We start from the raw sequence: 12,398 nt of genomic DNA on the forward strand, positions 1-12,398 counted from the left end.
GATCTGCTTCCCTCCATCGGCCAATTAGGCCACGCTACCTGCCCCCCGGGCTGTGCCCAAAGAATTAACCACCATGCCCAAGCACCTGCTCATCGTCGAATCGCCTGCCAAGGCCAAGACGATCAATAAATACCTCGGCAAGGACTTCACCGTCCTGGCCTCGTATGGGCACGTGCGCGACCTGGTCCCCAAGGAAGGCGCAGTCGATCCGGACAACGGGTTCGCGATGCGCTACGACCTGATCGAAAAGAACGAAAAGCATGTCGAAGCCATTGCGCGTGCGGCCAAGACCGCCGACGACATCTTTCTGGCGACCGACCCGGACCGCGAGGGCGAGGCGATCAGCTGGCACATCGCCGAGATCCTGAAAGAGCGCGGTTTGCTCAAGGACAAGCCGATGCAGCGGGTGGTGTTTACCGAGATCACCCCGCGCGCGATCAAGGAAGCTATGCTCAAGCCGCGCGCGATCGCCGCCGACTTGGTCGATGCGCAGCAGGCACGTCGCGCGCTCGACTATCTGGTCGGCTTCAACCTGTCGCCGGTGTTGTGGCGCAAGGTGCAGCGCGGCCTGTCCGCCGGCCGCGTGCAGTCGCCGGCGCTGCGCATGATCGTCGAACGCGAAGAAGAGATCGAGGCTTTCATCGCGCGCGAATACTGGTCCATCGATGCGCACTGCCGGCATCCGTCGCAGCCGTTCAATGCGCGTCTGATCAAGCTGGACGGGCAGAAATTCGAGCAATTCACCGTCACCGACGGCGACACCGCCGAAGCTGCGCGGCTGCGCATCCAAAAGGCGGCGCAAGGCGTGCTGCATGTCACCGACGTCGCCAGCAAGGAGCGTAAGCGCCGCCCTGCTCCGCCGTTCACCACCTCCACGCTGCAGCAGGAAGCCTCGCGCAAGCTCGGTTTCACCACCCGCAAGACCATGCAGGTGGCGCAGAAATTGTACGAAGGTGTCGCACTGGGCGACGAGGGTTCGGTCGGTCTGATCAGCTATATGCGTACCGACTCGGTGAATCTGTCGCAGGACGCATTGGCAGAAATCCGCGACGTGATCGCGCGCGACTTCGGCACTGCCTCGTTGCCGGACCAGCCCAACACCTACACCACCAAATCCAAGAATGCGCAGGAAGCGCATGAAGCGATCCGTCCCACCTCGGCGCTGCACACCCCTGCGCAGGTCGCGCGTTTTCTGTCCGACGACGAGCGCTGTTTGTACGAATTGATCTGGAAGCGCGCGATCGCCTGCCAGATGATTCCGGCCACGCTCAATACCGTCAGCGTCGATCTGTCCGCGGGCAGCGAGCATGTGTTCCGCGCAAGCGGCACCACTGTGGTGGTTGCAGGCTTTTTGGCGGTCTACGAAGAAGGCAAGGACACCAAAAGCAGCGAAGACGAGGACGAGGGCCGCAAACTCCCCGCCATGAAGGCGGGCGACAACATCCCGCTGGACCGCATCGTGACCGATCAGCATTTCACCCAGCCGCCGCCGCGCTTTACCGAAGCGGCGTTGGTCAAGACGCTGGAGGAATACGGGATCGGCCGTCCATCCACCTACGCCTCGATCATCCAGACCCTGCAGTTCCGCAAGTACGTGGAGATGGAAGGCCGCAGCTTCCGTCCCACCGACGTGGGCCGCGCGGTGTCCAAGTTCCTGTCCGGGCATTTCACCCGTTACGTGGATTACGACTTCACCGCCAAGCTCGAAGACGATCTGGATGCGGTCTCGCGTGGCGAAGCGGAATGGATTCCGCTGATGGAGAAGTTCTGGGGTCCGTTCAAGGAACTGGTCGAGGACAAGAAGGATTCGCTGGACAAGACCGATGCCGGCAGCGTGCGCGTGCTGGGCGCCGACCCGGTCAGTGGCAAGGAGGTCAGCGCGCGCATCGGCCGCTTCGGCCCGATGGTGCAGATCGGCACGGTCGAAGACGAAGAAAAGCCCACGTTCGCCTCGTTGCGACCGGGCCAGAGCATCTATTCGATCTCCATCGAAGACGCGCTGCAACTGTTCAAGATGCCGCGCGCGCTGGGCCAGGACAAGGAACAGGACGTCAGCGTCGGCATCGGCCGGTTCGGGCCGTTTGCCCGCCGTGGCAGCGTGTACGCATCGCTTAAGAAAGAAGACGACCCGTACACCATCGATCTGGAGCGTGCGGTATTCCTGATCGAAGAAAAGGAAGAGATCGCGCGCAACCGGGTGATCAAGGACTTCGACAGCAGCGACATCCAGGTGCTCAACGGCCGCTTTGGCCCCTACATCAGCGACGGCAAGCTCAACGGCAAGATTCCCAAGGATCGCGAGCCGGCGTCGCTGACCTTCGAAGAAGTGCAGCAGCTGCTGAACGACACCGGCAAGCCAGTGCGCAAGGGCTTTGGCGCGAAGAAGGCCACGCTCAAAAAGAACGCGGTCAAGGATTCGTCGCCGAAGAAAACCGTAGTCAAGAAGACAGCCACCAAGACTGCTGCGACCAAGACCGCTGCCAAAAAGGCACCGGCCAAGAAAGCCGCCGCCAAGAAGGCCACCAAGCGTGTGGTCACGAAAGTGGCGAGCAAGGCGGCAGGCTGAGTCGCGCGATGCAATCGGCGCCCAGCCCTGCGCTTCGCTTGGACAGCGCCGTCGCTGCCCTGACCCGGGGCGGCGTGATCGCCTATCCCACCGAAGCGGTGTGGGGACTGGGCTGCGACCCGCGCCAGGAAGCGGCCGTACTGCGGCTGCTGGCGATCAAGCGCCGCCCGGTCGACAAGGGCGTGATCGTGGTGGCCACCAGCGTGGACGTGTTGCACGACTGGGTGGATTTCGACGCGCTGGAGCCTGCACGCAAGGAAGAGGTGCTGGCTAGCTGGCCAGGCCCGCACACCTGGATCCTGCCAGTCACCGCACAGGCGCCGCGCTGGGTCACTGGCGAGCATGACGGGCTGGCAGTGCGCATTAGCGCGCATCCGCTGGTCGCCACGCTCTGCGCGGCCTGGGCCGCCCCGTTGGTGTCCACCAGTGCCAATCTGGCCGGTGAGCCACCCGCACGCAGCCGGCAGGCGCTGGATCCAGCCCTGCTGGCCAGCATCGACGGCTTGGTGGATGGGGAAGTCGGCGACCTGGCGCAGCCGACCCAGATCCGCGATGCGCGCAGCGGGCAGGTCCTGCGCGATTGAGGGAAACGGTGAGATGGGTTCACCGAGTTCGGGCTCCCAGGTGTTGGATAGCCCAGATCCAGCTCGATTGGCACGCGTGGCAAAGCACGAAGCGATGTGCAACTGCCGCGTCGCTGATCCTCCCACCTGCATCGCCCTCAACCAGTTCAGCCTCCCCCCTTTGCCACAGCCGGGCAGACGCGCACACTGCGGCCATGCGTACCGTCCTGACTCTCTTGTTGCTGGCCACCGCGCTGCCTGCGTCGGCGGCCAGCACCACAACCACACCCGATCCGAACGTGCGGATCTATCGCTGCGTCAGCAGCACCGGCACCGTCGCGCTGCAGGATGCGCCCTGTAGCAGCGGGCGCCAGCAGGTGCTGGAGCTGCAACGCCCGCAGGACCCGCCGCCGCGACCGGAACGCCCAGCCGCGCCAGCAGCCGTTGCCGCACCGCCGCCGCCGCGCAAGGTACGCATCATCACCGTGCAGCCGCCGCAGCCCATGTACGAATGCGTGACTGAAGAAGGGCGCCGCTACACCAGCGACAGCCCCGAGGGCAATCCGCGCTGGGTGCCAATCTGGGGCACCGCCTACGTGTCCGGCGCCCGGCAGCGCGGGCCGCGTCAGCCTGGATCTCGCCAGCCGGGGCCGCGCCCGGCCGAGGGCATACAAGGCAGCGTCGGTGACAGCAGGGGAAGTTATGGTGGCGGCAACTACAACGTTGGCGGCTATCCTGGCAGCAGCTACAACGGTGGTGGCTATAACGGCGGTGGTTACGTCGATGGCGGCTACGGCGGCACGGTGATCGTGCCGTACGGCAGTGTACAGATCCGCGACGAATGCCATGCCCTGCCGGAGCAGGAAGTGTGCGGGCGGCTGGCCGATCTCCGCTGGGAGCTGATCCGGCGCTACAACAGCGCTTTGCAGAGCGAGCGCGAAGACCTCAGCCGCGACCAACGTGGCATCGACGCACGCCTGCAGCGCGATTGCAGCGGCGCATGAGGCTCTGGCTGCTGTTGCCGTTGATTGGATGGATGTCGGTCGCCAGCGCCCAGGACGTGACCATCTACCGATGCACCGATCCGACCGGCGCGCTCACGGTGCAGAACATGCCGTGCCCGAAAGGCGTGCAGCAGCAAAAGAAAGTGATGACTGCGCCGGCTGCTGTGCCGTTTTCGCCGGGCGGATCGAGCGCAGCATCGCCTACGCGTGTAGCGCCCTCTGCGCAGCCGCGGACCAGTTCTAAAACCGATGCACCCGCTACCGCCCCGGCTGCGGCTCCCGTACCAGTTGCGTCGGCGCCGCCCGCCTCGACATCGACATCGACATCCACGCTGCCACCGCCGCCGCTGTTCGAATGCACCGCGCACGACAACGGACGCTATTTCACCGAAGACCGCGAACCGGCCACGCGTTGCCTGCCGATGCAGACAACTAACCTGGCGGGCGGGCCGGCCACCGGCGACGGCAGCGCCTGCGAGGTGGTCACCGATCGCTGCGCGCCGGTGCCGGATCAGAGCCTGTGCGAGGCTTGGCGCAAACGCGCCGAACAGGCCGAGGCGACCTGGCGTTTCTCCGACGAAGCGCAATCGGCCGAACGCAAACAGCGTTACGATCAGATGCGCCGGGTGCTGGACGAAAGCCGCTGCGCGGATCCGTCTACCACGCCGTGATGCTGCGACCGGCGTGCCAGCGCACGTCATTCCGTGTGACGGCGCTGCGCTTGCTGGTCTGATGCTTTAAAGCCACTGCCAACCGCCAGCGATCACCAGATGGCATGCGCGGTGTACTGAGCCTGCGCGCTGTCGCCTGACGCGCGCGCATGCGTAGCTGACAAAAAACCTGAGGCGCGGGCGCGTCGATGGTTCGGCGCATGCGTGCGCATCTTCCGATGCCATGCACAGGCCACTCTCAGCATGACAATGCGCGCAGGCGGGTTAAAACCCGTAACGCAAGAATCCGCCATCCACCGCGATGCATTCACCGGTGATGTAACTGGCCGCCGGCAGACATAGAAAACCGACCGCAGCGGCGACTTCTTCCGGTTCGCCGATGCGGCGCATCGGGGTGCGTTTGATCACCTGCTCGTAGTAATCCGGATCCGACAGCGGCCCGGAGGTGCGACGCGTGCGGATGTACCAGGGCGCCACCGCGTTGACGCGGATGCCGTCCTCGGCCCATTCCACCGCCAGATTGCGCGTCATCTGCTGCAGCGCGGCCTTGGTCATGCCATACGGCGCGCCGCTACGTACATGGGTGATGCCGGAGACGCTGCCAACGTTGACGATCGCCGAGGCCGCGTGGCGGGTCAGCAACGGGTGCGCATAACGCGACAATTCGAAGGCGGAAAACACGTTGGTTTCGAAGATGCCGCGCCACTCGTCCTCGGTGTAATCGATCGCCGCGCGGGTGATGTTACCGCCGGCATTGTGGATCAGCAGATGCAGGCCATCGGCGTGGTCTTCCACCCAATCCAGAATGGCGCGACGTTCTTCATCGTCGGACACATCGGCGGCCAGCCCATGCAGTTCGCGCTCGGGGAATTCTTCGGCGAGCTCGTCGCGTGCCTGCGCCAAGGCATCGGCATCGCGCGCCACCATCAGCAGATCCGCGCCGAAGCCGAGCAGTTCGCGCGCGATGGCAAAGCCAATGCCGGCGCTGGCGCCGGTGATGAGGGCGGTCTGTCCATCCAGCCGCCAACGATGGGTTGTCACGTGGGTGATCCTCTTTGCAAGACGCAGGAAACAGCCGCTGCAGCGCAGTTGACGCGCGCGTATGGCCCGGGCGTTAGGATACTGCCACCCCGAGCGAGGTCACGACGATGAAACTGCATTGGATTCTTGCAGCCAGCCTGGCGTTGTTGCTTGGCGCCTGTCAGCGACCGCAACCTGCGCCCACCGAGCAAAAGCCCGAGCCGCAGGCCACCGCCTTGCGCGACCACATCCAGGAACCGCTGAACAAGGCGCACGCGGTGCAGGCGGAGACCGATCAGGCGGCAGAGGATCAACGCAAGGCGATCGACGCGGCCACGCAGTAAACGCAACGCATCACGCCATGCGCGTTGCGGTCGAAGAAAGCGGCAGACGCTTGACGCGATGCAGCCACCACTGCAGAAACGACAACGCCGGTACAAAGCCGGCGTTGTCGATACATCACGTTGAACACGTGCTGTTTCAGAACCCGCAGAAGCAATACGCCAGCGACTTCACCGGAGTGCCACCGGCCTTGCTGTCGTGCACGGCGTCTTCGACGAAGCGCAGCTGCGTGTCCACTTCCGGCAGCGAGAGCGCCAGCATGGCGCGCGCCATGGCCGAATCGCCCAGCATCCAGGCGCCCATGCGGCTGGCGGCAAATCCGCTCATGAACTGCGAAAACGGCGTGGCCGGCTTCTCCACATAGCGCACGCGGAACTTGCCGCGGCTCAACTTGGCGCGATCGGCCGCATCGGCCACCGCTTCCTGCATGCCGCCGAACGCATCCACCAGGCCGTGCTGCTTGGCCTGCGCCCCGCTCCACACCCGGCCGCGTGCGACGTTGTCGATGGCCTCCACCGACTGATGACGCGCCTGCGCCACCTTGCCGGTGAAGTCGGCATAGCCCTTGTTGATCACCGCCTGGATAACCTGGCCGGCGGCCGGGTCCAGCGGGCGGGTGATGTCGAAGGCACCGGCAAACCGCGTGGTACCCACACCATCGGTATGCACGCCGATCTTGTCGAGGGCGCGGGTCAGATTGGGCACCATGCCGAAGATGCCGATTGAACCGCTGATGGTCGACGGGTCGGCATAGATGCGATCGGCATTCATGCTGATCCAGTAACCGCCCGAGGCGGCCAGATCGCCCATCGACACCACCACCGGCTTGCCGGCCTGCTTGAGCGCGACCACTTCGCGACGGATCTGCTCGGAGGCGAACACTTCGCCGCCGGGCGAATCCACGCGCAGCACCACCGCCTTGACCTCGTCGTCGTCGCGCACCTGGCGCAGCAACGCGGCGGTGGACTCGCCACCGACGCGGCCGGCCGGCTGCTCGCCACCGCTGATTTCGCCAGCGGCCACCACCACGGCCACCTGCGGGCGGCTGTCAAGGGAACGCCGCGCCTGCAACTGGGTGAGATAGCTGGCGAAATCGATACTGCGGAAGCCCGCATCGGCGTCGTTATCGGCAACGCCGCGCTTGGTCAGCAAGGCATCGACTTGCTCGCGGGTCTTGAGCGCGTCGACCAGCTTCTGCTGCAGCGCGAATTTGGCCAGATCGCCACCGGCGGCAGCCACGCCTTCCGGCAGCGTATCGATGCCGGCGGTCAGCTGCGCAGGGGTGAGCTTGCGCGCGGTGCCGACGTCGGCCAGGTAGCGCTGCCACACGTCGTTCATCCAGAACAAATCCGCTTCCTTGGCATCGGCCGAAGCCGCGTCGAGGATGTAAGGCTCGGCGGCGGACTTGTATTCGCCCACACGGAACAGATGCACGTCCACCCCGAGCTTGTCCTGTAGGCCTTCGCGGAAATACTGGCGATAGCGGCCAAGCCCTTCCAGCAACACACTGCCCATCGGGTCGAGATAGACCTCGTTGGCCTGCGCGGCCAACAGGTACTGGCCCTGGCTCATGCTCTCGCTGAAGGCCACGATCTGCTTGCCGGAGGCGCGCAGCTTCTGCAAGGCAGCGGCGACTTCGCGCTGAGAAGCAAAACCGGAGGGCTGAAACTTGTCCAGGTTCAATAGTACCCGTTCGATCTTGCGATCCTTGCCGGCCGCTTCGATCACCCGCACCAGGTCACGCAGCTGGATCTCTTCGGCACTCTTGTCGCCGACCGCCTTGGCCAGCGAACGGCTCACCGGGTCGGCGCTGAACTGCTCGACCAGGGTGCCTTCGGGGTTGATCACCAGGGTGGTGCGCTCGGCCAGCGGCTTGGTGCCGTCGCCACGCGCCATCGCTACCACCAACAGCAGTACCAGCAGCAACAGAAAACCGAAAAACGCCAGGTTGAAGATCAGGCGTCGGGTGAAATTCATCACACCCCACAGGCCGACGAAGAAACTGGCGATGGGATTGCGACGCACGGGGTGGTTCATGGAAAACTCCGTCGAAAAGACGCTGCATGCGAGTAATGCCGCTCAGCATACCGGCTGCGCACCGCACACGGCATGCGCTGAAAGTCAGGGGGTCGCGTTGGCAGTCAGCCGCCGGCTGGTCTGCCTGAAACGCAAGCCCATCAGGATCGCGGCAGCGGTCAGGCCCAGCATCAGGCCGATCCACATTCCCTGCGGCCCCCAGCCGAGCCCCAGACCGAGCCCGGCAGCGAGCGGCATGCCCAGGCACCAGTACGACAACATCGCCAGGAACATCGGCACGCGGGTGTCCTTGACCCCGCGCAGCGCGCCGCTGGACAGCACCTGGATGCCATCGGGGAACTGGAAGGCGGCCGCGTACAGCAGCAGCACCGAGGCCAGCGCAGCCACTGCCACATCGTCGGTATAGACGCTCACGATGGCATCGTGGCCCAGCAGCAACGCGTTGGCAGAAAAGGCCTGGGTGCCCAGCACGATGGTGTAGCCGCCCCACGCGGCGCGGCGCATGCCAAGCGGATCGCCGCGCCCCACCGCGTGCCCGACGCGCACGGTGGTCGCCTCGGCCACGCCCATTGGAATCATGAAACACAGCTGCGCGACGTTGATCGCAATCTGGTGCGCCGCCGCTTCGGTGGAACCGAGCCGGCCGATCAGCAAAGCGGTGAAGATGAACAAGCCACCTTCCATGAGCACGGTGATGCCGATTGGCAGGCCGGTGCGCAACAAGTCGCTAATGGCGTGCCAGCGCGGCACCTCGAAATGGGCGAACAACTCCAGATGCGCGAAGCGGCGCGAGCGCCACAGATAGAGCGCAAACGCGATTGCCTGCACCCACATGGTGAGCGCCGAAGCCATGCCCAGGCCTTGTGCACCGTGCTCGGCAAAGCCGAATTTGCCGTAGGTCAGCAGATAGCCCAGCGGCGCCAGCACCACCAAGCCACCAAAGCCCAGCAACATGGTCGGCAGCGTCCAGTGCATGCCTTCGCTGAGATAGCGCATGCAGAAATAGAACGTCAGCGCCGGCCCGCCCCAACGCACCGCATGCAGAAAGTCGGTCGCACCCGGCACGATGTCCGGCGCAATCCCGAAGGTGGGCAGCAGCGGCGGCACCGCACTCAAGAAGGCGAACATCACCGCGCCCAGCCCTAACGACAACCACAACGCCTGGCGAAACAACGGGCCGATCTCGCGCTCGCGGCCGGCACCGACCAGTTGCGAAACCGAAGCGGTCAACGAGATCAGCGTGCCGATCGGCACCAGCATGGGCAGCCACAACAACGAGGTGCCGATGGTGACAGCGGCCAAGGTGGCAGTGCCGTGGTGACCGGCGATGACGTTGTCGACAAAACCAATGAGGCCAGTGGAGACGTGACCGAGCACCAGCGGCAGTGCGAGCAAGCCGGTGGTGCGCACTTCCGAGGCGAAGCCTGGCGTCGCGGACGGGGGTGCAGGAGAGACAGACATGAAAACCGATCGCTGTGCGGACTACGGCCGTGCCGGGAGGCGCTGGCACCGGGTCGCGCGGGGCGATTATCTTACCCGGACTCCAATCAGCCCATGCCATGCACCCCCCACTGCGGTCCACCTTTCGGCATGTGAGACCTGTTAGGCTGCGCTAGAAGGCGCGTTCTGCCACAGCTGCGGACAAAGCGCGCACAACCCGGTGCGCCGCGTCGCGCATGCGGTGGAAGAAATCTTCGAGTCGTTCTGGCATCTAGACGGGCGCATCTTTGGCACCTTGCGCGATCTGCTAGTGCCGGGACGGGTGGCACTGCGTTTTCTGAGTGGCCAGCGCGTGCGCTATGTGGCGCCGATGCGGCTATTTCTGGTGTTGAGCCTGCTCACCTTTTTCATCGCACGCCTAGCAGTGCACGCGTCCGAGGACCGCGACGACATCGCCACCGCTGGCGGCACGCAGACCGCTGTGCCCAAAGAATTTGCACATGCGCGCACGCCTGCACAGGTGGAAGCGGTGCGCAGGCAATTGGTCGACACGCTGACCCAGACGCGCAAGGTTGTCCCGACAGGCATCGAAGCGACAGCGTGGACGCAAGCATTGCGCGTGCGGAAACAGAGGCACAAAGGCGCCTGACGCAACTGCAAGCCAATGCGCGGCACGCCAGCGCGGTGCCGGCCGTGGATGCGACCGAGGACGACACGTTCAGTTACCAGTTACCGTGCCAGCTGCCGCTTCAACCACGCATTCCGTGTTGCGGGCGCTTCGGCCAGCAAGGCGTCGCGCAAGGCATCGCGATCCTGCGGGGGGGTGCGTTGTGTCAGCAGCGCCAACTGCTCCAGCTGCCCGGCATCCAGGCTGCGCAGCACGCTCAATAGTGCGTCGCGCTGCGCCGGCAGCACGTAGCCGATCAACGGCTGCAACGGGGAATAAAACGCGCCCAACTGCGAGCCCAGCCGCCAGCCATCGCGATGCAGGCGATCCATGTCGGTGAACTGCGTGCGCAGTGCGCGCTGCTGGTCTGCGGGCAAGGCATGCAGACGCTCGCGTGCCTGCCGCAGCACCACCCGGTCGGTGGCGGTGAGCCCTTTCCACGCGGCATAGCGCGCGCGCAGCTCGGCCTGCTGTGCAGGCGTCAGTGCGTTCCAGCGCGCGCGTTGCTGTGCCGCGCTCGGGGTCGCAGAGGTTGAAGTGGCGGGAGTCGAGACTGCGGGCGTCGGGGCGCTGGACGGCGCGGCAACGCTGCCTTCTTCCAAAGGCGCCGGTCGAGTTTGAGCAGCAGCCATACCGGCAGCGGCGAACAACAGCAGGCCGTACCAATTAATTGTCGTCATAGACGGTCTCCATCGGGGCGGCAGGCTGGTCGGCGGCGGTGGCGTGCGCGCCGGATTCGTCGGCCGGCACCGGATGGCCGGCCGCATACCAAGCGTAGAAATCCGCCGAACGCGCCAGTTCCAGATCCGGGTCGGCCAGCATCGTCTGGTCGCGCGGATCCATGCCGGGGAGTGCCGCTGCGTCCGGCAGGTCGGCAGCCGGAAGTTCTTCCACCAGCACCGGCGCGGCGTCGGCGACATGCAACACGCCGGCCGGTGCCTGCGAGACCGGCTCGGGCGGCAGGGCGGGCCGGCGATGGGTCCACCACCAGCCCAGCACCGCGAGCAGCAGCAGCGACAACGCCAGCACGGCCAACACGATGCCGGTGTGGCGGCAGGAGATCCGCGGCCAATGCCACCGACTGGCGGGACGTGCACGCCGCGCAGCCGGACGACGCGGCTCGGCCGGGGCAACCATAGGCGCGGCCGCGGCCGGCTGCAGCGGCATACCAGCCAGGGGCGAATCGCGCAGTTGTCCCAATCGGCTCACCTGGGCCGGGGTGAGATCGCGCAACTCCTGCTGAGCCGCCTCGGCCAGCACCCTCCAGGCCAGCGCATCCGGTTTGCCGGCCGCATCGCGCGGGCAGGCACGGGCAAGCGACTGGCGATACGCCGCCACGTCGATGCCTTGCACTTCGCTGGCGGGTACTTCTTCCAACCCGGCCACGATGCGGAGCAGCAGTGCCAGCCGGTCGGCGGTCTGCATCCGGCCTAACACGGTAAACGGGGGCAGCCAGGTGCCGGGCATCGGCTCGCGTCGCAGCGGCGGGGCGGTCGCCAACAGGCTCCAGAAGCACATCGGCCAGCCGGCCATCGGGCCTCCTGCCGCCTGGCTGCTGAAGGCACGTAACGCCACCGCTAGGGCCCGCTCGGCCGCCGCCACATCGCCGCATTGCAGCTGCGCGAGGACCAGACCCCGGCGTTCGATGCCGCGCAGGAAGGCTGATAGCGCGGCGGGGGTGACAGGGGCGTTGGGGACTACGGTCATGGGAACTCCAGCATCGGCCGGCATGATACCGGCGTCACGTCCCCCGCCAACGGCTTGACAGATCGAGCCGGCCTCGCTCTGCCCTCACGCCCGCCACGCTTACCGCCCGTGCGGGTTGTGCACAGCGGCAGACATACCGATACGCACGCGTCTGTCAACTGTTGGTTTTTCTTTGTTGCAATCGTGTTTCACGCCTAAGTAGTTGATATTGAAAGACTTATTCGTGTTGGCTAAAAAATGTCCAAGAGGTTGCAGAGGCTAGTCAATCCGCCTTCAACGCGTGGAGCACGAGACTAATTCACAGGTTTATCCACAGGCGATGTGGATAAACCCGTTTCCTTAACTCCCACATAGGTTTACGTCGCATTTATAACTTCCGTC

General features: G+C 65.3%; 10 protein-coding genes and 1 pseudogene. 6 read left to right on the plus strand and 5 right to left on the minus strand.

Going from position 1 to position 12,398, the window contains the following annotated elements; translation table 11 throughout:
- Positions 1-73: 73 nt before the first annotated feature.
- The 4 genes from XpopCFBP1817_RS03380 to XpopCFBP1817_RS03395 all read left to right on the plus strand — a co-directional run bounded on the left by XpopCFBP1817_RS03380 (position 74) and on the right by XpopCFBP1817_RS03395 (position 4,804).
- Positions 74-2,566 carry a DNA topoisomerase I gene (locus XpopCFBP1817_RS03380; RefSeq protein ID WP_128415990.1) on the plus strand — a complete coding sequence of 831 codons (2,493 nt, stop codon included), beginning with the start codon at positions 74-76 and terminating at the stop codon, positions 2,564-2,566.
- A gap of 8 nt (positions 2,567-2,574) precedes the next feature.
- Positions 2,575-3,150 carry an L-threonylcarbamoyladenylate synthase type 1 TsaC gene (gene tsaC, locus XpopCFBP1817_RS03385; protein WP_128415991.1) on the plus strand — a complete coding sequence of 192 codons (576 nt, stop codon included), beginning with the start codon at positions 2,575-2,577 and terminating at the stop codon, positions 3,148-3,150.
- A 194-nt stretch (positions 3,151-3,344) separates the two neighbouring features.
- Positions 3,345-4,133, plus strand: a complete 789-nt coding sequence (locus tag XpopCFBP1817_RS03390) for a DUF4124 domain-containing protein (protein WP_128415992.1) — start codon at positions 3,345-3,347, stop codon at positions 4,131-4,133.
- Complete coding sequence (locus XpopCFBP1817_RS03395) at positions 4,130-4,804, plus strand: DUF4124 domain-containing protein (protein ID WP_128415993.1); 675 nt, start codon at positions 4,130-4,132, stop codon at positions 4,802-4,804. Before XpopCFBP1817_RS03390 ends, XpopCFBP1817_RS03395 begins: the two co-directional genes overlap by 4 nt.
- 264 nt (positions 4,805-5,068) lie before the next feature.
- On the opposite strand, the gene XpopCFBP1817_RS03400 is transcribed toward XpopCFBP1817_RS03395, so the two are convergent.
- Positions 5,069-5,845 (minus strand): SDR family oxidoreductase, encoded by a 777-nt coding sequence (locus XpopCFBP1817_RS03400; RefSeq protein WP_128415994.1) that lies wholly within the window; start codon positions 5,843-5,845, stop codon positions 5,069-5,071.
- Positions 5,846-5,952: 107 nt separating this feature from the next.
- On the opposite strand from XpopCFBP1817_RS03400, the gene XpopCFBP1817_RS03405 reads away from it, so the two are divergent.
- Positions 5,953-6,168 carry a hypothetical protein gene (locus XpopCFBP1817_RS03405; protein ID WP_128415995.1) on the plus strand — a complete coding sequence of 72 codons (216 nt, stop codon included), beginning with the start codon at positions 5,953-5,955 and terminating at the stop codon, positions 6,166-6,168.
- A 136-nt stretch (positions 6,169-6,304) separates the two neighbouring features.
- Here the strand turns inward: XpopCFBP1817_RS03405 and sppA are convergent, their stop codons facing one another.
- Together sppA and XpopCFBP1817_RS03415 are read right to left on the minus strand one after the other, a co-directional pair.
- The gene (sppA, locus tag XpopCFBP1817_RS03410; RefSeq protein ID WP_128415996.1) at positions 6,305-8,203 is read right to left on the minus strand and encodes a signal peptide peptidase SppA; all 1,899 of its coding nucleotides are present in this window, start codon (positions 8,201-8,203) and stop codon (positions 6,305-6,307) included.
- A gap of 84 nt (positions 8,204-8,287) precedes the next feature.
- A complete protein-coding gene (locus XpopCFBP1817_RS03415; protein ID WP_128415997.1) occupies positions 8,288-9,664 on the minus strand; it encodes an MATE family efflux transporter in 1,377 nt (458 codons plus the stop codon).
- Here XpopCFBP1817_RS03415 and XpopCFBP1817_RS03420 point away from each other — a divergent pair.
- Positions 9,663-10,363, plus strand: a pseudogene (locus tag XpopCFBP1817_RS03420) (DUF3667 domain-containing protein); the annotation flags it as partial. The gene XpopCFBP1817_RS03415 and the pseudogene XpopCFBP1817_RS03420 overlap by 2 nt on opposite strands.
- A 9-nt stretch (positions 10,364-10,372) precedes the next feature.
- Here the strand turns inward: XpopCFBP1817_RS03420 and XpopCFBP1817_RS03425 are convergent.
- Both XpopCFBP1817_RS03425 and XpopCFBP1817_RS03430 read right to left on the minus strand, forming a co-directional pair.
- Positions 10,373-10,990, minus strand: a complete 618-nt coding sequence (locus XpopCFBP1817_RS03425) for a DUF3106 domain-containing protein (RefSeq protein WP_128415998.1) — start codon at positions 10,988-10,990, stop codon at positions 10,373-10,375.
- Positions 10,977-12,017 carry a hypothetical protein gene (locus XpopCFBP1817_RS03430; RefSeq protein ID WP_128415999.1) on the minus strand — a complete coding sequence of 347 codons (1,041 nt, stop codon included), beginning with the start codon at positions 12,015-12,017 and terminating at the stop codon, positions 10,977-10,979. The genes XpopCFBP1817_RS03425 and XpopCFBP1817_RS03430 overlap by 14 nt, the downstream gene beginning before the upstream one ends.
- Between the last annotated feature and the right edge of the window lie 381 nt (positions 12,018-12,398).

Source organism: Xanthomonas populi (assembly GCF_002940065.1).
GTDB lineage: Bacteria > Pseudomonadota > Gammaproteobacteria > Xanthomonadales > Xanthomonadaceae > Xanthomonas > Xanthomonas populi.